Here is a 25,625-nt window from a genome sequence, read left to right on the forward strand (position 1 = left end):
CGAAGTGGTGAAAATTCCTATCGCAGGAGGCAGGAAAATGAAGAAGGCAGGAATCGCTTTGGTACTTGGCGTCTCGTTGCTTGCGAGCGCGGCATCGGCACAGCCTTATGGCGGCGGTGGCCCCGGTTGGGGCGGCGGCCCTGCCTGGGGAATGAACCAGGGCTGGGGCATGGGGTCAGGCTGGGGCATGGGGATGGGGTGGGGCGGTGGCCAGATGATGCCCGGCCGCGGCCGCTTCGCCATGATCGACGCCGACCACAACGGCACGATCAGCGCCGAAGAGGCTGCCTCCGCAGCCGAAGGCGTGTTCGCGGCCATGGATGCCGACGACAATGCCGAGGTGACCAAGGACGAGTACATGAGCGTCCGCATGGGGCCGCAATACGGGTGGAACCAGCAGCGCCAGGCTGAGCGTCAGGCGGCCAAGGAAGAGCGCTTCGGCCAGATGGACAGTGATGGCAACGGCACCGTCACACAGGCGGAGTTCATCGCCCATGCCAAGGCCCATTACGACAGCGCCGATGCCGACAAGGACGGCAATGTCACGCCATGGGAATGGCGTAGCGAGCAGTGGAACTGAACTCGCCGGACGTTTCTCTCAACAAGCAGCTTGCGCGTGGGTGCGCGCAGGCGGTGGGCGGTATCACTTCGCCGTGACACTAACGCTTCATTAACCATAAACTCCGTAGTTTCGTGCCATCAAACCGACACATTGAGGACACGATTCATGTCGATCTCCCGCCGCGGGTTTCTGTTCGGACTGCCGCTTTTCGTCACCGGATGCGCCTCCAGCGGCGTGGATCACCAGGCCAATTATGCGGCTCTGCCAGATGAGGCTTTTCCGCTGAAGCGCGTCCCGCTGGACAAGATCAAGCCCGAGCTTCGCCGCCAGGTCGTCGCCTATGAAACCAGCCACAAGCCGGGAACTATCGTGGTCGATACGCCCGCCCGCCGCCTCTATCATGTGATGGAGAACGGGCAGGCGATGCGCTACGGCGTCGGCGTCGGTCGAGCAGGCCTCGCCCTCGCCGGCAGTGCCTATGTCGGTCGCAAGGCGGAATGGCCAACCTGGACCCCGACCCCGAACATGATCCGCCGGGAACCGGAAAAGAACTTGAAATACGCTGGGGGCGTGCCGGGCGGGCCGAACAACCCGCTCGGCGCACGGGCTATCTATCTCTACCGCAACGGCAACGACACGCACTTCCGGATCCACGGCACGAACCAGCCGCAGACGATCGGCTACGCCATGTCGAGCGGATGCGTTCGGATGATGAACCACGACGTCATCGATCTCTACGAACGGGTGAAGGTCGGCGACCGGGTCGTCGTGCTGCAGGCCTGATCTTAAATGCGGCGACGTGGCTTCACGCGCGTCGCCGCGACAGCAATCCGGTCGACAGGAGGACGCCGAGGCCGGTGACGAATGTCGCTCCGATCGTCAGTGCGTCCACTGCTTCGCCTAGCAAGACGGCTCCGCCGATCGCTGCGGCGACGGGCGTGACGGCGGTATAGGCCGCCGCTTTCGTCGCACCGAGCATCCGCACGCCGATCCCGTAGAGGACAGTCGCGAGCAGACCTGAGAGCAGGCCCTGCGGCACGAGCTGCAGCGCAATCTCCGAGGCGGGAGCGACCAAGAGATTCGAGCCCATCAATGGGATCAGCGGCAGGTTGATCACGGTCGACCAGAAACAGATCAGAGCGCCGGCCTCGAAGGCGCCGAGTCCAGATCGGCGGAAGGCGTGCGTGTAGACAGCCCACAGCACCGCGCCGAACGGCAGGACGAGATAGCTTCGCCAGGTGAGTGCCGCGCCGGATGCCGTCCCGATGAGAAGCATCAGCCCGCCCGCAAGGATCGCCAGCATGCCGATTTTGCGCAGGCGATCTGGCCGTTCCCCCAGCACCAGCATTCCGATCAGCGCGGTGGCGAGCGGCATGGTGCCCGGCAACAGGACGCCGGCGGCGGAGGCCGGAGTGGCGTGCAGTCCGAATGCGGCAACCTGGAAGAAGGGCGCGCCTGCGCCGACGATCATCAGGACCAGCGGTAGGGTGCCGGCACTGCGGGGCCAGAGCCCGGTGCGGCGGAGAAATGGCGAAAGTACGAGCGCCGGGATGCCGAAGCGCAGCAGGCTGAGGTCGAGCGGCGTCAGCATGCCGCCCCTGCTGTAGCGCATCGAAATCAGCCAGGTTGCCCAGATGCCGACGACGGACAGGGCTGCTCCCGCACCGAGCATCGTCGATGTGGATGCAGGCGGGCGTTCGATCACTGCCATCACGGTCTTCCTCTGCAACGACGACGGCGGATCATAGCTCCGTTAGAGGAGGCCCGTCCTTGCTAAATCGCGCCGGGAATGGCAAGAACTTGGCATGATGCGCCAAGAAGATGGGGTAAAACGGACGAACATGCCAAAAATTGACAAGTTCGATCTTGGCATTCTCGAGGCCCTGCAGCAGGACGCCCGGGCAACCAATGTAGAAGTCGCCGAACGCGTAAACCTCTCTCCTTCGCCCTGCCTGCGGCGGACGCGCATGCTGGAGGAAGGCGGCATCATCCGTGGTTACCGCGCCGACATCGACAGGCAGGCGATCGGGTTGGAACTGACGGTCTTCGTTTCCTTCAAGGTGATCCGCCATACGCGCGAAAATGCGCAGGCGCTGGAGCAGGCGCTGATCGACATTCCGGAAGTGATTGCCTGCCACATGATCTCCGGGCAGTCGGATTTCCTGGCTGAGGTCGTGGTCGAGAATCTTGCAGCCTATGAGCGCCTGCTGACGGAGAAACTGCTGGTCCTGCCGCAGGTCACCGACATCCAGTCGAATTTCTCCATCCGGGCCGTCAAGACCGGCGGCGCGCTGAAGCTGCCGCCGGTCCGTGAACGGGGCTAGAAGCCGGATAGGACGATCTTGCCCTTCGTCCGGCCGCTTTCGATCATCGAATGGGCGCGCTTGAGGTTCGCCGCATTGATCACACCATAGGTCTCGTTCAGCGTGGTGCGGATATCGCCGGCATCCACCATGTCTGCCACATGGTTCAGCAGCTTGTGCTGCTCGATCATGTCCGCCGTCTGCCAGACCGGACGGGCGAACATCATCTCCCAGTGGATGGAGAGCGACTTGCGCTTGAATGGACGCAGGTCCATCGGCTCCTTCGGATCGTCGATCAGCGAGAACCGCCCTTGCGGCGCGATCAGTTCCAGGACGTCGGCCACATGCTTTTCCGTCTGCGTGGTGGAGAAGACGAAAGCGGGCGAACCTATGCCCAATGCCTCCACCTGGGGCGCCAGAGCATCGCTGTGGTCGATCACATGATGAGCCCCAAGCTCGCTGATCCAGACCTTTGTCTCCGGGCGTGATCCGGTCGCGATGATGGTGAGATCGGTCAGGCGACGGGCGAGCTGGATGGCGATGGATCCCACGCCGCCAGCGCCGCCGATGATGAGGATTGCATTGGCCGCACCAGGAACCGGGTCCTGCACCTTCATGCGGTGGAACATCGCTTCATAGGCCGTGATGGCGGTAAGCGGCAGGGCGGCAGCCTCCTCGAAGCTGAGGCTTGCAGGTTTCCTGCCGACGATCCGCTCGTCGACGAGGTGATACTCCGCATTGGTGCCCTGCCGATTGACGGCACCTGCATAGAAGACCTCGTCACCGGGCTTGAAGAGGGTGACCTCGCTTCCGACTGCCTTGACCACCCCCGCCGCGTCATACCCCAGCACCCGGTATTGCCCGTCTTCCACCGCTGCCGAGGCCCGGACCTTCGTATCCACCGGGTTGACGGAAACCGCCCTGATCTCGACCAGGAGATCGCGGCCGGTGGCTGTGGGCATAGGCAGCTCGATGTCGATGAGCGCGGTATCCGCGTCGATGGGTTGGGGCTTGTTGAAGGCGACGGCGCGCATGCGGCTCTCCCTGTTCGTTGATTGCGTGCTCCATAGTTGCAGCCTATGCTCCCGAACCGCAAGAATGCACATTTCCGCCACATAGTACCGAAAAGGATACTGTCGATGTCCCGTCCCCGCGCCAAGCTGACCGGCAACTTCCCCGGATGTCCGGTGGAATCGACCCTGAGCTTCCTCGACGGCAAGTGGAAGGGCGTGATCCTCTATCACCTCCTCACCGACGGCACGCTGCGGTTCAACGAGCTGCGCCGCCGCATTCCCTCGGTCACGCAGCGCATGCTGACTAAGCAGTTGCGGGAACTGGAGGAGGCGGAGCTCATCACCCGCACCATCTTTCCGGTGGTGCCGCCGCGGGTCGATTACGCCCTGACTCCGCTGGGGCAGAGTCTCGAGCCTGTGGTGGCGGCACTGCACGCCTGGGGCAAACGGCACGTCCTCTGCCGAAACGGTGAGAAGACGGTCGTGAAGCCGGAGCCGGCGACCCAGCCGGCAGCTGCCTGAGCGGATATTCTTGCCAACTCCGTAACGCCTCAGTCACCGGAAATCTGCCGGCATCTGCTGGCGAAGGAGCAGCAGAGCAACCATTTTTGCCATGGCTCGTTGTTCGGCGGGCTGACCTGCAGGCAGAGCGAAAGCGCCAGATGAACCTTGTTGCCGTCTTCAACCGCGATGGCGGAACCTTCAAGACCACCGAGATGGACGCCTATTGCGCCCGGGCGGCCGAGACGTTCAAGAACGCCGGTCATCAGATCCAGTGCCATGTCGTCTCCGGCAAGGATGTCGTTTCGACGATGCAGCGCGTGGCGGCGATCCCAGAGGTGGAGGGACTGATTGCCGGAGGCGGCGACGGCACCATTTCCGCGGCAGCCGACATTGCCTGGCGCAATGGCCTGACACTCGGCATCGTTCCGGCCGGGACGATGAACCTCTTCGCGCGATCCCTCAAGCTGCCGCTCGATATCTGGGACGTCCTCGACGTCCTGGCGCAGGGGAAGATCGAGAATGTCGATATCGCCAGCGCCAACGGCAGGAGCTTCATCCATCAGTTTTCCGCCGGTCTTCACGCACGCATGGTCCGTTACCGGAATTCCATGACGTTTGGGTCACGTCTCGGGAAGATCCGCGCCAGCACGCGGGCCGTGCTGGGGGTGATGTTCAATCCCCCGGAATTCGAGGTGGAGTTTAATGCCGAAGGGAAGTTAGGGCACCGCAAGGTCTCCGCCATTTCCGTGTCGAACAACGAGTTCGGCCAGGACCCGCTGCTCGTAGCGCCGGATGTGACGGGCGGCCATCTCGGCTTCTACATTGCCGACCCGCTGACGCCAGCGGGCGTGGCCCAACTCGCCTACGACATCCTGCGGGGCCGCCTGAAGGAGAACGAATCTGTCACGGCCATGACCACCACCGAGGTCGAGCTGCACTTCCCGCGCGAACGAAAGGACGTCCGCTGCGTCATCGACGGGGAACTGCTGCCCATGGACCGTGACGTCAAGCTGCGCATCCACGCCGGTGAGCTCAAGGTTCTCGTGCCTCGCGAACCCGGCGAACTTGAGCAGGAAGAGGCGGGAAGCGGCATCTGACCCTTCAGATGCGCGGCAGATAGGTGCGGTAGTCGAAATCGGAGACCGTGCGCAGGTAGGTGAGCGCCTCCTTCCGCTTCGTATCCGCATAGAGCTTCTGGTAGCGTTCGCCGAAGACGTCGCGAATGAAGGCGGATGCGGCGAAGTCTTCGACAGCGGTGAGGAAGTCATGCGTCAGGCGGCGATTGCCCGGCGCCGGCTGGCCGGGTTCGGTTGGCAGGCCCGCGTCGAGCGTCTGTTCGATTCCAAGCAGCATTCCTCCCAATATGGCAGTCAGCAGCAGATAGGGATTGGCATCGGCGCCGGCGACCCGGTGCTCGATACGCGCTGCCGGCCCGTCCTTGTCAGGTATGCGCACGGCCGTTCCGCGGTGGCCATAGCCCCAGTCGATGTCGACGGGCGCGAAGGATCCCGGCTGGAAACGTCGATAGGAATTGGCAAAAGGCGCGAAGATCAGCTGCGCGTCGCGCATCGTGTCCAGCATTCCGGCACAGACGGATTTGAGGAGCGCCGGCTCGCCGCCCTTGGCATCAAGGATGTTGTTTCCGTCGCGGTCGATGATGCTCGCATGGACATGCAGGCCCGAGCCGGCATGCTCGGCATAGGGCTTTGCCATGCAGGTGGATTTCAGGCCGTGGCGCTTCGCCGCCTGTTCGGCAATCCGCTTGAGATAGACGCAGTCGTCGGCGGCGGCGAGGGCATCCGGCCGGTGCAGGAGGTTGATCTCGAACTGGCCCGGGCCAAACTCGGCCGTGGTGGCGTCCGCAGGCAGGCCCTGCGCCTTCGCCCATGAGCGGACGGTCTGCAGGTAACTGTCCAGCGCATTGACCGCGCTCATGTCGTAGAGCTGAAAGCCGTTCGGCTCCCCGCGGAATGCAAGGCTTTCCGGCGGACGCGGCCTGCCGGTCTCGCGCCAGTCGCCCTCCACCACATAGAATTCCAGCTCGGTGGCCACCACTGGCGTGAGCTCGCGTTCCTCATATCGTTGAAGCAGGGCGGCAAGGATGGCGCGCGGGTCCATGAAGCTCGGGCTGCCGTCCAACTCGTGCATCGTTGACAGCACTTGCTGTGACCCCTGCGGTGCCCACGGCATGGGCGCGAGGCTGCGACGGTCCGGAAGGCAGATACCGTCGGGGTCGCCGATCGACAGGGACAGTCCGGTGATGTCGTCATTGTCGTCACCCCAGATGTCGAGCGACTGCGTCGAGGAGGGGAGCCGGACAGTGCCATCCCAAACCTTCCTTTCCGCCTCCAGCGGGATCTGCTTGCCGCGCAGGTCACCATTCATGCCGACGAGCAGGATTTCGATGCGGGGAGGGGCATTCTCGGCGGTCATGGGAAGTCTTCAGAAGGGAGTTGCGAAGCTTCGTTCGTAGCCGATAAGACTTGGGCAGACAATCTTGCCTCCGGAAGACCCCAATGACCTCTGCCACAGTCCTCTCCAATCTCGGCGCCATCGATGCCGCCCACCACCTGCATCCCTTCTCGGACATGAAGAAGCTCAATGCGGCAGGCACGCGGGTTATCGAGCGGGCCGAGGGCGTGCATATCTTCGACAGCACCGGCAAGAAATACCTCGATGCCTTTGCCGGCCTCTGGTGCGTCAATGTCGGCTATGGGCGGCGAGAGATCGCCGAGGCGGTTCATCGCCAGATGAGCGAGCTGCCCTATTACAACAGCTTCTTCGGCACGACGACACCGCCGACGATCCTGCTTGCGCAGAAGATCGCCTCACATGCCGGCGGCAAGCTGAACCGCGTCTTCTTCACCAATTCCGGCTCCGAAGCCTCCGACACCTGGTTTCGCATGGCGCGGGTCTACTGGAAGGCGCTTGGCAAGCTGGAGAAGACGCAGGTCATCGCCCGCCGCAACGCCTATCACGGCTCGACGGTCGCCGGTGCCTCGCTCGGTGGCATGAAGTGGATGCACGAGCAGGGCAACCTGCCGATCGAAGGGATTCACCACATCGGTCAGCCCTACTGGTATGCGGAGGGCGGCGATCTTTCGCCGGCTGAGTTCGGCCTGAAGGTGGCCCGCGAACTGGAGCAGAAGATCGACGAACTTGGGGAAGATCGTGTCGCCGCCTTCGTCGCCGAGCCGATCCAGGGCGCCGGCGGTGTGATCATACCTCCGGAGACCTACTGGCCCGAGGTCGCCCGCATCTGCCGCGAACGCGACATCCTGCTCGTCTCCGACGAGGTGATCTGCGGCTTCGGACGGCTCGGCTCCTGGTTCGGATACCAGCACTACGGGGTGGAGCCCGATCTTGCGCCGATCGCCAAGGGGCTCTCCTCCGGTTACCTGCCCATCGGCGGCGTGATGGTGAGCGACCGGGTGGCGGACGTGATGGTGGAGGAGCTCGGCGATTTCTACCACGGCTTCACCTATTCCGGGCATCCGGTCTGTGCCGCGGCGGCACTGGAAAACCTGCGCATCATCGAGGAAGAGGGGCTGGTCGAACGTATCCGCGACGACATCGGGCCCTATTTCGCCGCCGCCTGGAAAAGCCTGGAGAGCCATGAGGTGGTGGGTGAGGCCGAGAGCGTCGGGCTGATGGGTGGCCTGCAACTGGCGGCCGACAAATGGGCCCGCCGGCGCTATGCCAAGCCCGACGACATCGGCACGCTGGTGCGCAACCACTGCGTCGAAAACGGCCTGATCATGCGGGCTACCGGCGACCGCATGCTCGCCTCGCCGGCCTTCACCATCAGCCGTTCGGAGGTGGACGAGGTGGTCGACAAGCTGCGCAAGGCGCTCGACCACCTGCGGGACACGGTCAGGGAATAGTCTCGACGTCTGTCGAATTTACTGGAACGCGGTCTCGTAGAAGCTTCTGAGCTTGCGCGAATGGAGGCGTTCCACCGGCATCGCGGCGAGCTTCTGCACGGCGCGGATGCCGATCTGCAGGTGCTGGCTGACCTGGGTGCGGTAGAAGGCGGTCGCCATGCCCGGCAGTTTCAACTCACCGTGCAGCGGCTTGTCGGAAACGCAGAGCAGGGTGCCGTACGGCACGCGGAAGCGGAAGCCGTTGGCCGCGATCGTCGCCGATTCCATGTCGAGCGCGATCGCCCGCGACTGCGACAGCCTTTTCACCGGGCCGCGCTGGTCGCGCAGTTCCCAGTTGCGGTTGTCGATTGTCGCGACCGTTCCGGTGCGCATGATGCGCTTGAGTTCGAAGCCCTCATAGCCCGTCACCTCCTCGACCGCATCCTCGAGCGCCTGCTGAACCTCTGCCAGCGCGGGGATCGGGACCCATACCGGCAGGTCGTCGTCCAGCACATGGTCCTCGCGGACATACGCATGGGCGAGCACGTAATCACCCAGCCGCTGGCTGTTTCGCAGGCCGGCGCAGTGGCCGACCATCAGCCAGGCATGCGGACGCAGGACGGCGATATGGTCGGTAATGGTCTTGGCGTTTGACGGGCCGACGCCGATGTTGACCAGCGTGATCCCGGCATGCCCCTTCTTCTTCAGGTGATAGGCGGGCATCTGGGGCAGGCGCCCGACGAGGGCGGTTTCCTCGCGGGGCTCTCCCGGATAGGTGACGAGATTGCCCGGCTCGACGAACGCATCATAGCCTTCGCCGCCCTTGGCCATCATCTCGCGTGCCCAGGCGGCGAATTCGTCGATATAGAACTGGTAGTTTGTGAACAGCACGAAGTTCTGGAAATGCTCGGCGCTGGTCGCCGTATAATGGCTGAGGCGGGCCAGTGAATAGTCGATGCGCTGCGCCGTGAAGGGCGCGAGCGGGGCGGGCTCGCCCGTTACCTGGTCGTATTCGCCATTGGCGATCAGGTCGTCGGTGTTGTTGAGATCTGGCGTGTCGAACAGATCGCGCAGCGAGACATCGGCAAGCCCGGCGGTCGCCGACGCCTCCACATGGGCACCCTCGCCGAAGGCAAAGTGCAACGGAATCGGCGTGGCGGATTCCGACACCGTAATCGGGACATTGTGGTTCCTCATCAGCAGCCCGAGTTGTTCCTTCAGGTAGTGACGGAAGAGCTTCGGCCGTGTGATCGTGGTGGTGTAGATCCCCGGCGACGTGACGTGTCCATAGGAAAGGCGCGAGTCTGCATGACCGAACGACGTCGTCTCTATGCTGACCTGGGGATAGCAGGCGCGGTACCGCCCGGTCACCGGACTGCCATTGGCCAAGGCTCCAAAGGCATCGATCAGGAAGCGGGTGTTGCGTTCATAAAGCTCTGTGAGCGCGTCCACGGCTTCAGCCGGATCGTCGAAGACAACTGTCTCGTAGGGGCTGGGGCTGATGAAGGGGAGAGGGGAAAGAGAAAAGATTCGCTTGCTCATGGGCCATTATAGGATGAAGTCGTTGACAAGCAAAAGACGTCATCCCGTCGACAGGCGTCAAGACATCGACTGGCGCTGCAAGCTGACGAACAGCACGAAGCCCGCGCCTTGCTTGGGTGCCAGACCATCGGCCTTCGCGTGAATGGTCACGGCAGCCAGCGGGCCGACGAGAAGGAGGGCCGCAAGCGTCATGCGCAGCAGCATCGGCGCCAGGTGCGCGGAACGCGAGTTTTTGGGATGATCGCTTGTCCTCATAGGAGGGCTCCGCAGAAGGGAGACAACCCGGTGCACCGGCCAGCGAAGCCGAGATCCGAGCGCCTTGCCCAGCTTCCGGCATTCCCGACCATCGCACCGAAGAGGATCGCGAAGTTCACGCAGATCAGCGTGACGTTGATGAAGTGGCGAACAAGTGCAGACATTCTCTTCCCCAAACCCTATTGGGAGCAGAGAGTATCAATGCCCGCTGAACTCCGCCTGAGGCGGTGGTTCATCTGGCGTTCAGCGAAGTAATGCTCGCAATTCCGTCCACGGTACTCCTACCCAAGACGCAAAAAAGCCGGCGTTGGGCCGGCTTTTTCGATTTCCGCTCGAAGAATGCGACCCGAGCGGGAACGGTGGCTTGAATGAACCGATCAGTTCGTCGGACGGAGCGCACCTTCGTAGTAGTCGCCGCGGTCCTGGGTACCGTCGATGTCGGTATTGGCCATGTTGCGATCCCGGATCATCCAGTTGCTGTCACCGTTGATGCTGCCGGTCGACATTGTATCAACCTGGGTATCATCGATGCTCGGCGGGGATTCTGCATATGGCTCGTACTGCGTCGACTGGGCAAATGCCGAGCCCGCAAAAGCAGAAGAAGCGATGAGAGCGGCAACAAAACCGGTGGTAAGGGAGGTTTTCATGTCCTGTCCTTTCTTTGGGTTATCCTTTGCCAGCGCGCCGTGTGGCGGCTTGCAGGACAGAAACCCACTCGGCAGGACATCGTTCCGCAAAAGATGATTATCGGCGTTCACAAAGAATGCGAGCAACATCAAGCGGATGTTATCTTCTGCGTGATCTGGATTTGAGGCGTCGGTGGGGCGAACCCGGTGTATTGCCGGCGCTCGCTTGAACCGCAGTCTTCGTTGATTCGCGTCGCCACCTGTTCTATCATGACCAAGCGATGGCGAGCCGCAGGCTTCTTCATCGTGTCAGGTGGAGGGCGATTGCGACCCGCCGTCCAGCCGGTGTCTTGAATGAACTGCAAAGACCAGCCGCGAGAGCGGCTGGTCTTTCGGTATTCGTAAGAAGTTCAGCCTCGTACGGCTCGTCGCAGGCGGTGGATCAATGCGTTGAGCCGTGCGGGGTAAGCGATTACTGCGGGCGGTTTGCGCCTTCGTAGTAGTCGCCACGGTCGGGAGCCTGGCGTACATCCTGAGACGCGAATTCAGCGCGATCGCTGATGCTGCCGGTCTGAACACGGTCGATCCGGCTGTTCGCGGCGTCCTTGGCTGCGCCCTCGTAATAATCGCCAGCTGCGAGTGCTGCGCCACCGAAGGTCGCGGTGGCGATAAGAGCTGCGGCGAGGGTGGTGATTGACTTGGTCATGGTGAATTTCCCTTCTTTGATAGGGCTGCCGTGCGGAAAGTTTGCGACCTGAGGCACGGCTAGCCGGTGTGTCGAATGAACTGCGTTAGTTGGGGCGGTTTGCGCCTTCGTAGTAGTCGCCGCGGTCAGGCGTCTGGCGGACGTCCTGTTCAGGGTAACCTGCGCGGTCGCCGATGCTGCCCGTCTGGACACGGTCGATGCGGAATGCTTCCGTCGTCTTGGAGGCACCTTCATAGTAGTCGCCGTCGGCGAGAGCTGCGCCACCGAAGGTAGCGGAAGCGATGAGGGCTGCGGCGAGGGTCGAGGTAAGAGACTTGGTCATTGGAGTTTTCCTTCTTTGGTCAGGCTGGCGTGCCGAGAGTTTGCGACCTGGGGCACGACAAGCCGGGTTCTTGAATGAACTGCGGTTTAGTTGGGGCGGTTTGCGCCTTCATAGTAGTCACCGTGGTCGGGCGACTGGGAGGCAACCTCTACGGTCGAACGGTCGTTCGCGAGCAGGGGCTCATTGTTGATGCTGCTGGTCTGGAAGGTATCCACCGCGGCAGGAGCTTCGGAGGATGCACCTGGGTAGTAATCGCCCGAAGCGAGGGCTGCGCCACCGAACGCGGCAGAGCCGGCGAGGGCGGCAGCAAAGACGGAAAGATTGAACTTGGTCATTTCGTATTCCTTTCGGCATGAGCGAAGCAGTGCTGCTTGCTGACTGCCATATCGGATCGAAACGATCGGTTCGGAAGGTCAGAAAATGGAATCCGCTGTCAACGCGTCGTTGACAATCCAAGCCGAACTGCCGGGAAGTGCAGCGCAGGGTTGATGAAAAGGAACGCTGGTGGCTGCGTTCAGCGCCCCGCGCCGAATGCGCTTTTGCCGTGCTGTCGCCTGTAAATTAGGAGCGCTGGAATATCAGCGGATCTGCATGTGACCGCAGGTAGCAGGATTGTCACGATCGAGGAAAAGCAAGAGCAACTCTTGGCCGCGCCTCGTTGAAAAAACGCGATTCATGCACCTTCACAAGTTTTTTACGGCATCAAAAAGCTGCCGCAACTCCATTTTGGGGAGCCGCGCCAGCTTCGGCATCGTATTCGTTGGCGATAAAATCTAGCCGCGACGGGGAGCGTGATGTCGCTCCCGCCCGATCAGAGACGGGTCCAGGTCTGTGTCTTGCAGAGCACCGCCATGACGCAGCCCTTCATCTTCAGAGAATTTCCGCTAACCGTGCCGGAGCCGCTATAGGTCTTGTCTGCAGCGGGGTCGGTGATTTCCCCCTTGTAGGTGCCGCCGGTTCCGGACAGCTTGCCGATCTGCTTGCCGGCGTGCTTGCCCGTCTTCAGCGTAACGCAGAAGGCATTGCCGCATTTGCCGATGGTCGCGGTTTCGCCGCTCGCCGTCTTCCAGTTGCCCTCCAGCGGCTCGGCTGCATGAGCAAAGCCTGCCGACAACAAGAAGGCGGCAGCAAGTAGTACATGACGCATGATCAATTTCTCCATCCCTGTGTCGGCCGGACCGACAGTCACATCCTCCAGCCCGCCCGGAAGGCGAGCAGGCATCAGATTAGCTTACGCGCACGTAAAGGTAAACGATGCGATGCGCCAGCGAGCGGCTTTTTCTGCGCAAGCCTTTCCGCCTGCCGCTCCATCGGAGCTTTGCGGATGGTTAGCAGAGGGTTGAAACTGAAATCTCAACTTTGCGTAAAATTTTGCCTCAAGGCCAAGCGCCGCAGGCATCCCGATGTTTAACGAAAAGCCAATTTTACCAAGCATTTGTATTTTGTTTTCTAGCAATTAATCATGCCTTTTAGCCGACTGTTTGAAGATCTGCCGCATAGTCCTCCTCAGCAAACGAGCGGAAAAATCCGCCGGCCTGACGGAGACAAGCCGCCCGAAGACGGTACCTCCGGAAGGATCCCGAAGGGGCAAGAAACAGGGCAAGTTCAACGGCAACAGCTTCAAACAGGGACAAAGACAATGGCACGCTTCGAGATTCAGAACTCCGGATATGCGACGATGGGTGGCGAGACCCGCGCCGATACCTTCTGCGAAATGGGATTGATGTATGCGACTGGCCGCGGCTGCGCGGTCGATCTCGTCGCCGCTCACAAGTGGCTGAACATCGCCGCCATCAAGGGCTCGGACCGTGCGGCCGAACTGCGGGCTGATCTGGCCCAGACCATGAACAAGACCGAACTCGCAGCAGCACTGCGTGCCGCTCGCGAATGGATGACGATGCACTGATGAGTGGCCGCCGTCGCGGCGGCGCCACCTCAGAGGGTCTTCAAGACCTTGGGTAGCGCCTCTTCGAGCAGCGCCATGTCGGCTTCGGGCCCGGTACTGATCCGGATGCACCGGTTGAGCGGTGCGACCCCCGGCATGCGGATGAAGACGCCGTGCTCCATCAGGCCGTCGACGATGGCCTTGGAATAGGCGCCGTCTCGACCACAGTCGATGGCGACGAAATTGGTGGCCGATGCAAGCGGCACAAGCCCATTCTCGCGGGCAATGCCGCCGATGCGCTCCCGGGACAGCCTGATGTTTTCCAGGACCTCGCCGAGATAGGCCTGGTCCTCCAGGGCAGCCAGCGCCGCGGCAGTGCTGATCCGCGCCATGCCGAAATGATTGCGGATCTTGTCGAAGGCTGCGGCCGTCCCCGGCGTCGAGATTACGTAGCCAATGCGCGCGCCTGCGAGCCCGTAAGCCTTGGAGAAGGTGCGGGTGCGAATGACGTTCGGCTGGTCGATCAACGCATAAATATCCGGCGTCGAACCCTCAGGGGCCGTCTCGCAATAGGCTTCGTCGAGGATCAGCAGTGTCGTTTCCGGTAGCGCCCGCGCAAGTGCGACAATGCTGTCGGCGTCCCACCAGCTTCCCATCGGGTTGTCGGGATTGGCGAAGTAGACGAGGGGCGGGTTTTCCCTTCGCACTGCAGCCAGGAGTCCATCGAGGTCTTCCCGGTCGTTCACGTAGGGCACGGTGACGAGCCGGCCACCGAAGCCGTTCACATGGAAATTGAAGGTCGGATAGGCACCGAAGGAGGTGACGACCGGCATGCCAGGGTCGATGACCAGCCGTACGATCTGGCCGAGCAGCGAATCGATTCCCTCGCCGATCGCAATGTTTTGCGGCTGGCAGCCGAGATGTGCGGCAAGCGCCTGCTTCAGCGCATGGTTTTCCGGATCATTGTACTTCCATGTTTCCGGCGCCGCTTCGGTGATGGCCCGAAGCACGGATGGGGCGGGACCGAAGCCGTTTTCGTTTGCGCCAATGCGTGCCTTGACCTCCAGGCCCCGGTTGCGCTCGATCGCCTCCGGCCCGACGAAAGGTACGGTTGCGGGGAGCGACTGGATGAGCGGTGTGAAGCGGGAGAATGCGGACATGGAAGCGGACCTGCTGCTGGAATCGGCTCACCATAGGGCCGAATCCCACGCACGCAAGTACGGGAGGGCGTCAACCGGTTCGGCCTGCCATGCGGTCCGCCAGCCGCCGGAACATCGCCGCCAGGCGGTCCATCGCAAGCCGCATCTCCGGCCGGTGCCGGTCGTCATCATTGGCGACAATCCAGAGCGTATAGGTAAGATCCTCCAGGATCGGCCCGTCCCGTTCCAGTTCAGGATCGGCATCCCCGACGAAGCATGGCAGTACGCCCCGGCCATTGCCGGCCCGGATCAGCCGCAAGAGCAGGTCCGGCGAATTCGCCCAGGTCATGATGTCCGCCTCATGATGCTCGAAGACCCACCGGTCCGCAGGCGAATGGGCGCTATGCGTCCCGAGCGATACCCAGGGGAGGGGAGTGCGGGGCGAGCCTTTGGCGCAGTAGGCGGCATGCGCTGCTGGCACCGATTTGCGCAGCGCGAGATTGCCGGTCTGCGGAGGCTCGCGCATGAGGCCGATATCCGTCTCCCGATAGGTGAAGTCGATGCCGGCATGGCGCATCTGGCAGCAGAGGCGGAAGGGATCAGATGCCGCGCGAAGGGACTGCGTCTCGTCGGCGATGAGGCCCGAGAGCCAGGCATCGGCGCCGATCGAGACGATCGGCAGGGTGAAGGCCTGTCCCCGCCAATCCGCGATCTTCTCCGCCGATGTCTGCATGGCCTGCACATGGGCTAGCAGCACCTCGCCATCCGGCGCCAGCCGGTAGCCCCGCTGGCTGCGCACGAACAGCGTCCGCCCGGTCGCCCGCTCCAGTGCCAGCATCCGGCGCCCGATCGTCGGTGCGCTGATGCCGGTACGTTCGGACGCGCCGCTGAGGCCGCCGGCCAGCGCGACATGCAGGAAGAGCTTCAGGTCGTCCCAGTCCGGTTCAGTCATCGGGCATATTGTAGCGCGCTCGTCGAAAACCGCATCATTCACCGGTGAAAAACGGCTTTCGTTTGCGCGTCTACAAGCGATGCCCGGCAGGAGCTAGCTGAGGTCCATGTTTCCGCTGGAGATGAAGACCATGCTTCTGAACTGGACCGTGACCTGGGTAACCCTTTGTGACCATGCGAGGAGCAGGCGGGCGTCGCGCCTCGACGATCCCCTCGATGCGGACGCGTGGCAGCCGTTCGGCTGGGCGATTCCGCTGATCGCGCTTCTGCTGCGCCAAAACAGCTCGGCAGATCGACCGGACCCTATGGAGAACGCTGGCCGGAAGGTACTCAGTTGGTCTCGAAGCCGAGCCGGATGACGTGATGCAGGAATTCCGGGTCGATCAGCATGTTGAAGCCAACCGTCACCTTCTCCTCTTCCCGACGGATGACCGTGCAGCCGATCTCGTCATGGATGCCGAGGATTTCGAGGAAGAAATTGCTCGGCACCGGCACATGCGGGCTGACCTCCAGATCGGCTCCATAGAGTGAGATGGTGCGGATCAGGCAGCGCAGGTGCGTCTTGGTGCTGAGATGGTGGCCGACAAAGATGATCTTGCCCGGACGATCGATCGTGAACTTCTCGAAGACCTGGTCGCGGGGAATGTTCTGTCTGGGGTCGCGGTCCATGTTCAAGGGCATGACACCCTCCTTCTGTCTCCTCACGGCACGATCTTAGCCTTTTTCAACTAACACATCCTGAACGATCCTCCGGCAATTGCAGATATGCGAGTGAAAAGGATGCGATCGCTCTCCGAAGCCTTGGCCGACGATCGGGACATTCGGTTGACGTGCGGACGGCTCGCGGCTACCCCTGCCGGCAGAAGGATCGGTGCGGCAGAGGAAGGGCAGATCTTTGACGGGCAGGCTGGTGATCATCGGGGCGGGGCAGGCGGGTTTCGCGCTGGCGGCAAAGCTGCGCAGCCTGAAGGACGAGCGTCCGATCACCCTCATCGGAGCCGAGGATGTGCTGCCCTACCAGCGGCCGCCACTTTCAAAGAAATACCTGCTCGGCGAGATGGAGTTCGATCGCCTGACCTTCCGGCCCGAGAACTGGTATGCGGAAAACGCCGTCGATCTCCGGCTTTCCACCTATGTCGAGCAGATCGATTGCAGTGGCCGGCGGGTCCGGATGCAGGACGGCTCCTGGCTCGACTATGAGACGCTGGTGCTTGCGACCGGCGCTGCGCCCCGGACCTTGCCAGCGGCGATCGGCGGCGACCTGGAAGGCGTCCACCTGATGCGCGACAAGCGCGACGCCGACGAACTGGCTCATGAAATGCGTCCGGGACGGCGCCTGCTGGTGATCGGCGGCGGCTATATCGGGCTAGAGGCGGCCGCAGTGGCACGCGCCCGCGGCGTTGAAGTGGTGCTGATCGAAATGGCCGACCGGATTCTCTGCCGCGTTGCCGCGCCTGAGACTGCCGATGTCATTCGTACGATCCACCTGCAGCACGGCGTGACGATCCGCGAGCGCACCGGCCTAACGCGGCTGATCGGCCGCGGCGGCCGGATCTGCGGCGCCGAGCTTTCCGACGGCAGCGTCATCGACGTCGATTTCGCCATCATCGGCATTGGCGTCGCGCCCAATGACGGGCTTGCGCAGCAATGCGGCCTGGAGGTCGGCAACGGCATCATCGTTGACGCCTTCGGGCGCACCTCCGACCCGGCCATCTATGCGGCGGGCGACTGCACGCAACTGCCGTGGAAAGGGGAGCGCATCCGCCTCGAATCGGTCCAGAATGCCGTTGACCAGGCAGAGGCCATCGCCGCGGTGCTCGCCGGCGGAGCCGAACCCTATCGGCCGAAGCCGTGGTTCTGGTCCGACCAGTATGACGTGAAGCTGCAGATCGCCGGCTTCAATCTCGGCTATGACGAAACGCTGGTCCGACCCGGCATGCGCGAGGGCAGCGTCTCCATCTGGTATTTCCGAGAGGGGAGCTTCGTCGCGGTCGATGCCATCAACGACGCGAAAGCCTATGTCACCGGAAAGAAGCTCCTCGACATGGGCATCGAGCCGGACCGCGCCATTCTCGCCGACGCGGCCGCAGACCTGAAGCAACTTCTCTCCTAGGACAATTCAAATGCCAGCACCGAAGAACCAGTTCAAGGCAGCCCTTCGACAGGGCGGCAGGCCGCAGATCGGCCTTTGGCTCAATACTGGCGAGCCGCTCCTGGCCGAACTTGCGGGCACGGCCGGCTACGACTGGCTGGTGATCGACGGCGAACATGGGCCGAACGACCTGCGCAGCATCATGGCGCAACTGCAGGCCTTGTCCGCCTCTCCCGCCGAGGCAGTTGTCCGGCCGCCCATGGGAGAAACATGGATGATCAAGCAGCTTCTCGATATCGGCGCCCGGACCCTGTTGGTGCCGATGGTCGATTCGGCCGATCAGGCCCGCGAACTGGTGCGGGCCGTCCGCTATCCGCCGCATGGCATTCGCGGCGTGGGCGCGGCGGTCGCCCGGGCTTCGGCGTTCAATACCATTCCCGACTATGCCGATACCGCCGCCGACGAGATCTGCCTGCTGGTGCAGGCCGAGACCCGTGCCGCGATTGCCGATCTCGAGAACATTGCTGCCGTGGACGGCATCGACGGCATCTTCATCGGCCCTGCCGACCTTTCCGCCGACATGGGCTATATCGGCCGCATCGAGGCGCCGGAGGTCCAGGAGGTGATCGAGAAGGCGATCGGCACGATCACCGCCGCCGGCAAGGCGGCCGGCATCCTTACCTTCAACGAGGCGCTGAACCTGCGCTACATCGACCTTGGTGCCCGCTTCGTCGCTGTCGGATCGGACGTGGCGGAATTTGCCGGCGCATTACGCAGCCTCGCCGCGCGCTACGGCCGCGGCACCCCGGGGGCAGGCGGCTCCTCCGGCTATTGAGCCCAGCCTCCGGCCGCACACACGCCCCTTCCGCCGGCAATTCGTCGGCGGGTTCGAAAAGACCTTGCAATCGCCCGGCATCCGAAATAATCAGGCCGCACCGGAGAGGTGGCCGAGTGGTCGAAGGCGCTCCCCTGCTAAGGGAGTATACGTCAAAAGCGTATCGTGGGTTCGAATCCCATCCTCTCCGCCATCTGCGTACATATCTGCGAACCCCTGGGCCCGAGAGTTTGTCACCTTCTGTGGTATCCAATATTGCTCGTCGGAGGTCTTCGTCGCGTCCGTAGATGGTTATGAAGCGCTCCCCCACAACGACGCATTCGACGATCGTGCCGATGTAGATTTTTGCAACCGCCTCATTTTCTCCAAAGATCACGTTTTCCATTTCGTGTTTGAAATAGGAAATTCGTTGAGGTGTTATTTCCCCGAATTCTGAATCGATCGAAAGAGCTTCTGTCAGTAAAGTCCGCTTGCGCTCAAGTTCCGAGGACACGCGCATCAATTCCGCCTGAAACACTGGCTGGGTGTTGATAGAGGGCGTAGTTTGTACTGCTTGCAGCAGCCCCTGAAATGCCAACTCTGCGGTCTTAATTTGCCCACGAAGCTCCTGGATTTTACCATCCGCGTCTTGACGGCGCAGTGTCCATCTATGCTGGAGACTCTGTAACAGATGAGACAATCTCTGTTCTTGAAGAACAGTATCTCGGATCACATCCCGTACAACTTGATTCAGGTCATCTTCGCGAATCCTGGGGCCGCTGCACTTCCTTTGTCCCCTCGCGTCACTACTGCACCTGTAGTATCGATAAACTCGTCCACTTTTGCCGGTGCCAGTGCCCAGCGTCATCGATGCTCCACATTTGCACTTCGCTATGCCTGCCAGCAATAGCGGACTGCTCATCAGTTTCGGTGCGCCCATCTTAGGATCACGAAGCTCCAGGGTCTCTTGAACTGCATCGAACTCTTCTCGAGTGATTATCGCAGGCGCATTCAGTGGAAGCGGCTCCTCAAGCTCTTGGTACTCGCGCTCTTGGGCACTCACGCCCCAGTAGTAGACGCCGTAGTAGACAGAGTTGGTCAGCATTCGGTGGACAGCTTGTACACTCCATCGCGATCCGTACCTGGTCCTGTAACCCCGTACATTGAGCCATTCCGCAATTGATTTCACTCCCATCGGAGCAGATTCACCGTCTCCGAAGCGCACGAGCGAAAAGACCTTCTCGACTAGCGTCACCTCGGCCTCCTCCAATGCGAGAACCCTACGTTTCGAGTTGGCACTCGCGGGGACCAGTTTGTACCCATAGGGTGGGGTGCTACCTGGCCAATGGCCCTCCATCACCATTCTCCGTCGAGCTCGCACAGAGTCGACGGCTGAGCGTTTGGAATGATAGTCATCAAACAGAGTTGTGACCTTCTTTGCTACCCATCCCCCGACGTCTCTGGCGAAAGTCTGCGATACCGCTAAGACCTGGATGCCGGCTCGATGAAGGATTTGTTCGCAGAGTTCGAAGTCGATTGTAGAGCGAGCGAAGCGGGACGTATTATGAACAAGTATCTTGTCGAATGGTTTCACTTCGGCTTGTGCATCAAGCATCATCGTTCTGAATGCTGGGCGCGCGGTGGATTTGGCAGATCGCCCAGGTTCAATGTATGTTTGTACTATTTGCAGACCTTTCGCTCTACAGTACTTCTCAAGTTGCGCTTGCTGATCTGGGATAGACAAATTGCTTTCGACGCTTCGTTCGCCCGACACGCGAAGATACAGCGCCACCCTTTCAACTAAGGGTTCGGGTGGGCCGAGGTTTACACGGGGACGTTTCTGTCTTGCACGGCGTTCAGCTACTGTTTCGGACCTCCGACGACGAAACGGAGCGTCCACATCTAGCCCTTGGGGCAGTTCTTTCCGCATGAGATGTCTCCGTTCGCTTCTGAGCCTCTACAACTGTACGGGTAGTTCAGAGTTGATTATGCGGCGCTCTTGCTCCCGCTCTAGTAACGTGCGCTGGGCACATCCATGGGGATCAGCTTCATTTGTGGCATCGGCTTCTAAGGGAGGCCGGAGTTACGGCTGCGACTTCCCAGAATAACTTCTAGCGCGTCGATCTCCGCGCGCAGGATTACCGGAGCGTGGGCCAGACGACTCACAATGATCCGCTTGCTGTGATGTGCCCCTCTCGCGGAACCCGAAATAACTACGTTACGTTCAGATGCAGTTCCTCGGTTTGCATTTCCCGGAACGGGGATGCTGTCAGCGTCGCTCAGCGGAACCGGATCGTCTCTCATGCCACCACTCCCGTGAAGCTGCCCCAAAACTCAGGCGCTCTCGTTGAATAGTACCGAGCCAATAACCTCCTTATGAAAGCACATTGTAAGGAAGAGTCAATAAGCGACTGAAATAACAAATGAAGTCTTGAATTCGAAATCAGACTATCTGTTAATTATTATGGTGCGGTGAGTTCTTGGAAAACTCAGTTATAGGTCGTGGCGGGGGATTTTACTGCTTTGTTTGGAGCGTTTCACTTCGTGGATCGAAAAACGATGCATTCAAACCGCATCGACTATCTTAGCTTAGGTGTTCGGCCATCGACACCCGCAGCTTTCGTACCGATTGCGGGAAGGTCGCGTGTCCACCCTCGGCCAGCGAAGCAGTAGGGATATCAAGTTCAACCATTGTATTCGATGCGGTCTAATCGCATCCATTTCGATCAACACAGAAGGGATGGCTTTCCCTTTTGGCGAAGCTTGCGTTTGAGCGAGACTACGGAATCTGAAGAGTTGACCCCCAGCGCCCTCGACCCGGGCGAGGACGGAACGTCATGCCGGTAATGCGTCCTTCAACGTCGTAGGAGAAGGTTACGCCGCGCTGCTCGAAGACGCGCAGGATTTTTTCGAGCGTCTGGGGTGTGATGTCACCATCTTTTTCCAGCTTATACACCGTCCGTGACGAAACACCGGCAAGTTCCGCAAGCCTAACTTGATGCACCCCGATATATGCTCGCGCCGCCCGGGCAACATCGGGTTCAAGGACCATCATTTTGGTTACCTTCGTAGGAGATTCCTGGCTCACTCCCCCGCGTTGCCTCTCCCACCACCCTCCAGCGAACTCCGACGCCGTAGAAAACGCCGCGCGACACGTCTCCCCAACCAAGAAACTCAATACCCCGCTCTTCATAGAAGGTCCGCAATCGGCGGCGAGCAGTCTCGTCGTTCGTAGTACCGGTCTCTAGAGCACGTAACTTGTGTTCTGAAATGGAGGTGACGCGGCATACCTCCGACTGTTTCACGTCCAGGAGGGCTCGTGCGGCTGAGAACGCAAGGCCGGTGCTGTGCGAGTGGACAGGCGTTTGATCAGTTCCGACTGGCGGCAGCTGATTGGGCATCCTCCAGCGTGCCCCCAATCCCCTAACCACTCCTGTCGTCACATCGATTGTGCCCAGGAACTCGATACCTTGATCCTCGTAAAACGAGCGAAGCCTCAAGAGCGTTGACGGGCGTGACATGGCAGCCGTCTCTGTGGCCTCGGCGGAAACCAGAGACTTCCTCGCGACACCTGTACGCTGTTCGACATCTCGCTGGCTGAGGCCAAGGAGATGCCGAGCAACCCGCAAAGCATCGGCAGTGAGGTGCGCTGTCATACCGGCCTAAAGCCGGTTTCCACCGAGAATGTCAATTTTCTCGTGTTTGGCGTCTTTAGTTACGCCGGAGACTCATGCTAATGGAGGTTTTGGTATCTTTTTGTTCTTGAGGTGAGGCTTGACGATGCGCGACTCATGGAGTTTGGAATGGCTAGAGCAAGGCCGGGAGGCCTTGATCGCTCAGCTTAGGCGACTGGCGGATGATCTAGAGACAGTCGGTAGAACCGACTGGCAGCCGCCGGATGCCGTGGACATCAATGACTGGTTCGTCGGGCGGCGGGCCGTTTCTTGTCTCGTGGGTCGGCCGCTAGGCCACCCATTCATCGACAACGGCCACCCGATGGTATCCAGCGAGCTCTTCTTCATGGATGTGAAGCGCGGATACGCCCGGTCCTTCTCCAGATGGTATCGGCTTGGAACCGAGATGGTGGATGCGGATGACCAAACACGAGGGAGGCCGCAATGAGAGCCTGGATACTCTCCGATCTGCACCTGGAGATGGACAGATCGCTGGACTGGCTCGAAATCCCAGACGCTGCTGTCTGCATTTGTGCCGGCGACGTTCTGGACGGCGGTGTCGTACCGACTGTCGAATTTCTCGGTGAGGTCATCGCGCCCCATATGCCGGTCGTGTTTGTGGCCGGTAACCACGAGTTCTACAGGGCGTCTGTCCGGGAAGGCATGGCCGCGGGCTATGAGGCGGCCAGGCGATACGATGGTGTCTATCTTCTCGAACGAGACGTCGTCCTTTTCGACCGTTTCCGTTTTGTGGGAGCTACGCTGTGGACCGACTTCATGCTGTTCGGCCATGCCGGTATTGCAATGGCCGAAGCTAAAGAGCGACTGAACGACTACCGACAGATCAAGCTCCAGAAGACACCGTTCAAGCGGTTCACTCCGCGCGAGAGCCAATACCTCCACAATCTGGCTAAGGTCGGAATCGAGCAGGTACTGTCGACGCCATCCCCTTTGCCGACGATCGTCGTAACACATCACGCGCCAAGCCTGATGTCTATACCGCGCCCTTTCCTGCATGACCCGCTGACGCCATCCTTCGCGTCGAATCTTGAAGCAAAGATTCTGGAGTATCAGCCGCTGCTGTGGGTGCACGGACACCTCCACACCCCAAGCGACTACTTGATCGGCCAGACCCGGGTAATCTGCAATCCGCGCGGATATCCCGATGAGGTCTCGCAAGTGTTCAATCCGGCGCTGGTTGTCGATCTTGCAGAGCTTGCCAATGGCTAAATCGAGTACGAGACAGCCTGGTTGGCCGACAGATCAACAGCAGGACGGAAAGGGCCGTCAGGTGACCCTTCCGACCATTCTTGCGTATCTCGGTGTTGCAGCCGCGCTCCGCCCGCTGAGGAGGCTGAAGAAGAACGTTTTGGCAATCGTTCGCATCGAGACACCTAATGCCGTGGACAGTTACATCGAAGCCATCAGATTGTTCTATCGACCCGCGGCCAGCGACGTCGCCGATCATGAAGAAGTCTGGGTGAAGCCCGTGACACCGTCGGGAAAAGGGCTACGCGCTGAGGATGAGCTGTTCTACGCCGCTCAAGAAAGAAAAGTCGCGATCCTCGTCTGCGAAAACCAAACCAAGTTTGAGGACGATACCCTTCTGTTCTGTGACCTGGAGATTCCAGTACCACGGCCAACAGCACGTCAGGTCGCGATCGTATTCAGCCACTTCGGTCAACACTTGACCGAAGCTGATATCAAGCTCGTGCTGTCTGCGACGTGGAGAAATTTGCGTTTCGCCTTTCCGCCGGGCCGGTCGCTGGTTGATGGGTTGAGACGTTTGCGGGCGGTCCAGCAACTAAAGGCACCCGCGGAGCCAGCACCTAGATCACAAGGACCTACTCTTCGTGAACTAAATGGCTTTGGCGAGGCAACTGAATGGGGCCTTGAGCTTGCCCTAGACCTTGCTGACTACAAATCCGGAAAAATCGGATGGCAGGACGTAGATACGGGCGTTCTTCTGTCCGGACCACCAGGTACCGGCAAAACGATGTTCGCTGACGCATTGGCGCGGACGTGCAACGTCCCAATGGTCTTCGCTTCGTCTGCTCAATGGCAGGCCGCCGGACACCTGAACGACTTTCTGAAGGCGATGAATTTCTCATTCGATGAGGCGGCGTCCAAGGCACCGTGCATCTTGTTCATCGACGAGATTGACGCGTTCGGTGACCGTGCGGTGGATGATCACAACGCGGACTACAAACGGCAAGCGATCAACGGCTTTCTCGAGCTCCTGGATGGCTTCAATCGTCGGACCGGCGTAGTCGTCGTCGGCGCAACCAATCTTCCTTCAAAACTTGATCCGGCGATCAAGCGAGCCGGAAGGCTGGACAAACACATTCCGATCCCTCTGCCAAATGCAGAAGCCCGCTCGCATATTTTCCGGTTCCATTCAGGTCTTGATATTCCGACCGCGCATCGGGAGCAATTTCTCCGCTCGACCCAGGGGATGGCTGGAGCCGATATCCAACAACTGGTCCGGGATGCAAGGCGGCGCGCGAGACGGGCATCGCGTCCGCTAGAGGTGGATGATGTCGTCAGCCTCTTGCCAAGTCTGCACCCCATCCCGTCGGAACATCTTCGCGCAAATGCGATTCATGAAGCTGGCCACGCGATCGTCGGCCTTGAGCTACTTGCCGGGGAATTGGAGTTGGTCCGCATACTGGACAGCGTCACGCTACGAAGGCCGGAAATCGTGGGCGGTGCGGTGTTCGCCCAGGCCGCCGTAGGAAGAAAAAATCGAAGATTCTACCTTGACCAGATTGCCCTGTACTTGGCTGGGATTGCCGCGGAGATACTGGTACTAGGAGACCACTCTGACGGCGGAACGGGCGGAAACGAAGCCGACTTGGCCCGCGCGACCGAAGTTGCGACGTTGATGGAGACAAGTTTCGGCTTAGGCAGAACACTAATGGTCGAGGTGGTCGAAGATGCGGATTTGCCAAAGTTGCGGTTACGCGACGCGGACCTTCGTCGGGCTGTGCACCGAACGCTTGAACAGCAGAGGGAACGCGCGATCTCGATCCTGAACAATAACCGCGCCGCGCTGGATGAGATTGTTGAGGAACTGCTAGTCGTCCGTAAATTATCCGGAGCGGAAGTGGGCTCGATCATCTGCAAACACAAACGGCCGTCTAATGAGGGGTCGCCAGGTGCGTCCGGGAAGTTCTTAGAGCAGTAAGCATCTGGGCCTAACTTCTCGCCGGCATTAGAATGGAACTGAGATGACAAGAGGCGATGATCACACAGATTCCACTTTAGATGCAGGCGAGTCACTGGGCTCGGGTTTGGATGAAGCTGGATGGCAGCCCCATGACCGGCGAATACTTTTGAAGCCACGACTGCGCTATCCTGGTCTTCGCCGGTAT

26 protein-coding genes, 1 tRNA gene and 1 pseudogene are annotated in these 25,625 nt (G+C 60.8%); 12 read left to right on the forward strand and 16 right to left on the reverse strand.

Annotation, left to right across the window (positions count from 1 at the left end; all coding sequences use genetic code 11):
* Positions 1-37: 37 nt before the first annotated feature.
* Both NT26_RS04600 and NT26_RS04605 read left to right on the forward strand, forming a co-directional pair.
* Positions 38-580, forward strand: coding sequence for an EF-hand domain-containing protein (locus NT26_RS04600; protein WP_052637642.1), 543 nt, complete (start codon positions 38-40; stop codon positions 578-580).
* A gap of 147 nt (positions 581-727) precedes the next feature.
* Positions 728-1,345 (forward strand): L,D-transpeptidase, encoded by a 618-nt coding sequence (locus NT26_RS04605; RefSeq protein ID WP_052637643.1) that lies wholly within the window; start codon positions 728-730, stop codon positions 1,343-1,345.
* Positions 1,346-1,367: 22 nt separating this feature from the next.
* Here NT26_RS04605 and NT26_RS04610 read toward each other — a convergent pair whose 3' ends face one another.
* The gene (locus tag NT26_RS04610; protein WP_052637644.1) at positions 1,368-2,273 is read right to left on the reverse strand and encodes a DMT family transporter; all 906 of its coding nucleotides are present in this window, start codon (positions 2,271-2,273) and stop codon (positions 1,368-1,370) included.
* A 130-nt stretch (positions 2,274-2,403) separates the two neighbouring features.
* Between NT26_RS04610 and NT26_RS04615 the strand changes: the two genes are divergently transcribed.
* Positions 2,404-2,886, forward strand: a complete 483-nt coding sequence (locus tag NT26_RS04615; RefSeq protein WP_052637645.1) for an Lrp/AsnC family transcriptional regulator — start codon at positions 2,404-2,406, stop codon at positions 2,884-2,886.
* Here NT26_RS04615 and NT26_RS04620 read toward each other — a convergent pair.
* Complete coding sequence (locus NT26_RS04620) at positions 2,883-3,899, reverse strand: zinc-binding alcohol dehydrogenase family protein (protein WP_052637646.1); 1,017 nt, start codon at positions 3,897-3,899, stop codon at positions 2,883-2,885. The two genes, NT26_RS04615 and NT26_RS04620, sit on opposite strands and share 4 nt — an antisense overlap.
* A 105-nt stretch (positions 3,900-4,004) precedes the next feature.
* Here NT26_RS04620 and NT26_RS04625 point away from each other — a divergent pair, with 105 nt between their 5' ends.
* Together NT26_RS04625 and NT26_RS04630 are read left to right on the forward strand one after the other, a co-directional pair.
* Positions 4,005-4,400, forward strand: coding sequence for a winged helix-turn-helix transcriptional regulator (locus tag NT26_RS04625; RefSeq protein WP_052637647.1), 396 nt, complete (start codon positions 4,005-4,007; stop codon positions 4,398-4,400).
* Between the two features lie 140 nt (positions 4,401-4,540).
* The gene (locus NT26_RS04630; protein WP_052637648.1) at positions 4,541-5,479 is read left to right on the forward strand and encodes a diacylglycerol/lipid kinase family protein; all 939 of its coding nucleotides are present in this window, start codon (positions 4,541-4,543) and stop codon (positions 5,477-5,479) included.
* Positions 5,480-5,483: 4 nt separating this feature from the next.
* Here the strand turns inward: NT26_RS04630 and NT26_RS04635 are convergent, their stop codons facing one another.
* A complete protein-coding gene (locus tag NT26_RS04635; protein ID WP_052637649.1) occupies positions 5,484-6,815 on the reverse strand; it encodes a glutamine synthetase family protein in 1,332 nt (443 codons plus the stop codon).
* A gap of 83 nt (positions 6,816-6,898) precedes the next feature.
* Between NT26_RS04635 and NT26_RS04640 the strand changes: the two genes are divergently transcribed.
* A complete protein-coding gene (locus NT26_RS04640) occupies positions 6,899-8,266 on the forward strand; it encodes an aspartate aminotransferase family protein (protein ID WP_052637650.1) in 1,368 nt (455 codons plus the stop codon).
* 18 nt (positions 8,267-8,284) lie between these two features.
* Here NT26_RS04640 and amn read toward each other — a convergent pair whose 3' ends face one another.
* The 8 genes from amn to NT26_RS04675 form a co-directional block, all read right to left on the reverse strand.
* Positions 8,285-9,787, reverse strand: a complete 1,503-nt coding sequence (gene amn / locus NT26_RS04645; RefSeq protein WP_052637651.1) for an AMP nucleosidase — start codon at positions 9,785-9,787, stop codon at positions 8,285-8,287.
* 57 nt (positions 9,788-9,844) lie between these two features.
* On the reverse strand, positions 9,845-10,042 hold the full coding sequence (locus tag NT26_RS04650; protein ID WP_052637652.1) for a hypothetical protein: 198 nt from the start codon (positions 10,040-10,042) through the stop codon (positions 9,845-9,847).
* Positions 10,039-10,206, reverse strand: a complete 168-nt coding sequence (locus tag NT26_RS22660) for a hypothetical protein (RefSeq protein WP_156157125.1) — start codon at positions 10,204-10,206, stop codon at positions 10,039-10,041. The genes NT26_RS04650 and NT26_RS22660 overlap by 4 nt, the downstream gene beginning before the upstream one ends.
* A 213-nt stretch (positions 10,207-10,419) precedes the next feature.
* Positions 10,420-10,821 carry a hypothetical protein gene (locus tag NT26_RS04655; RefSeq protein WP_152338572.1) on the reverse strand — a complete coding sequence of 134 codons (402 nt, stop codon included), beginning with the start codon at positions 10,819-10,821 and terminating at the stop codon, positions 10,420-10,422.
* 319 nt (positions 10,822-11,140) lie between these two features.
* Positions 11,141-11,374 carry a hypothetical protein gene (locus NT26_RS04660; RefSeq protein ID WP_052637654.1) on the reverse strand — a complete coding sequence of 78 codons (234 nt, stop codon included), beginning with the start codon at positions 11,372-11,374 and terminating at the stop codon, positions 11,141-11,143.
* An 85-nt stretch (positions 11,375-11,459) separates the two neighbouring features.
* Positions 11,460-11,696 (reverse strand): hypothetical protein, encoded by a 237-nt coding sequence (locus NT26_RS04665; protein WP_052637655.1) that lies wholly within the window; start codon positions 11,694-11,696, stop codon positions 11,460-11,462.
* 86 nt (positions 11,697-11,782) lie between these two features.
* Positions 11,783-12,031: a hypothetical protein gene (locus NT26_RS04670; RefSeq protein ID WP_052637656.1), complete on the reverse strand. Its 249-nt coding sequence runs from the start codon at positions 12,029-12,031 to the stop codon at positions 11,783-11,785.
* A gap of 476 nt (positions 12,032-12,507) precedes the next feature.
* Positions 12,508-12,843, reverse strand: a complete 336-nt coding sequence (locus NT26_RS04675; RefSeq protein ID WP_210308260.1) for a DUF2147 domain-containing protein — start codon at positions 12,841-12,843, stop codon at positions 12,508-12,510.
* Between the two features lie 492 nt (positions 12,844-13,335).
* Here NT26_RS04675 and NT26_RS04680 point away from each other — a divergent pair, with 492 nt between their 5' ends.
* Positions 13,336-13,602, forward strand: a complete 267-nt coding sequence (locus NT26_RS04680) for a sel1 repeat family protein (protein ID WP_052637657.1) — start codon at positions 13,336-13,338, stop codon at positions 13,600-13,602.
* A 29-nt stretch (positions 13,603-13,631) separates the two neighbouring features.
* Here the strand turns inward: NT26_RS04680 and NT26_RS04685 are convergent, their stop codons facing one another.
* The 3 genes from NT26_RS04685 to NT26_RS04700 form a co-directional block, all read right to left on the reverse strand.
* On the reverse strand, positions 13,632-14,741 hold the full coding sequence (locus NT26_RS04685) for a pyridoxal phosphate-dependent aminotransferase (RefSeq protein ID WP_052637658.1): 1,110 nt from the start codon (positions 14,739-14,741) through the stop codon (positions 13,632-13,634).
* A gap of 70 nt (positions 14,742-14,811) precedes the next feature.
* The gene (locus tag NT26_RS04690; RefSeq protein ID WP_052637659.1) at positions 14,812-15,672 is read right to left on the reverse strand and encodes a LysR family transcriptional regulator; all 861 of its coding nucleotides are present in this window, start codon (positions 15,670-15,672) and stop codon (positions 14,812-14,814) included.
* A 329-nt stretch (positions 15,673-16,001) separates the two neighbouring features.
* Positions 16,002-16,352, reverse strand: coding sequence for a hypothetical protein (locus NT26_RS04700; RefSeq protein ID WP_052637661.1), 351 nt, complete (start codon positions 16,350-16,352; stop codon positions 16,002-16,004).
* A gap of 214 nt (positions 16,353-16,566) precedes the next feature.
* Between NT26_RS04700 and NT26_RS04705 the strand changes: the two genes are divergently transcribed.
* From NT26_RS04705 to NT26_RS04715, 3 genes are all read left to right on the forward strand, one after another.
* Positions 16,567-17,784: an NAD(P)/FAD-dependent oxidoreductase gene (locus tag NT26_RS04705; protein ID WP_052637662.1), complete on the forward strand. Its 1,218-nt coding sequence runs from the start codon at positions 16,567-16,569 to the stop codon at positions 17,782-17,784.
* A 10-nt stretch (positions 17,785-17,794) separates the two neighbouring features.
* Positions 17,795-18,598, forward strand: coding sequence for an aldolase/citrate lyase family protein (locus tag NT26_RS04710; protein WP_052637663.1), 804 nt, complete (start codon positions 17,795-17,797; stop codon positions 18,596-18,598).
* Between the two features lie 102 nt (positions 18,599-18,700).
* A tRNA-Ser gene (locus NT26_RS04715) sits at positions 18,701-18,791 on the forward strand.
* 522 nt (positions 18,792-19,313) lie between these two features.
* On the opposite strand, the pseudogene NT26_RS23370 reads toward NT26_RS04715, so the two are convergent.
* Positions 19,314-20,507: pseudogene (locus NT26_RS23370) on the reverse strand (recombinase family protein); the annotation flags it as partial.
* Between the two features lie 849 nt (positions 20,508-21,356).
* On the reverse strand, positions 21,357-21,632 hold the full coding sequence (locus NT26_RS04725) for a helix-turn-helix domain-containing protein (RefSeq protein ID WP_052637665.1): 276 nt from the start codon (positions 21,630-21,632) through the stop codon (positions 21,357-21,359).
* Positions 21,633-22,695: 1,063 nt separating this feature from the next.
* Between NT26_RS04725 and NT26_RS04740 the strand changes: the two genes are divergently transcribed.
* Together NT26_RS04740 and NT26_RS04745 are read left to right on the forward strand one after the other, a co-directional pair.
* The gene (locus NT26_RS04740; RefSeq protein ID WP_052637667.1) at positions 22,696-23,481 is read left to right on the forward strand and encodes a metallophosphoesterase; all 786 of its coding nucleotides are present in this window, start codon (positions 22,696-22,698) and stop codon (positions 23,479-23,481) included.
* A gap of 61 nt (positions 23,482-23,542) precedes the next feature.
* Positions 23,543-25,438 (forward strand): AAA family ATPase, encoded by a 1,896-nt coding sequence (locus tag NT26_RS04745; protein WP_052637668.1) that lies wholly within the window; start codon positions 23,543-23,545, stop codon positions 25,436-25,438.
* Positions 25,439-25,625 lie beyond the last annotated feature (187 nt).

This window comes from Pseudorhizobium banfieldiae, from assembly GCF_000967425.1.
Classification (GTDB): Bacteria; Pseudomonadota; Alphaproteobacteria; order Rhizobiales; family Rhizobiaceae; genus Neorhizobium; species Neorhizobium banfieldiae.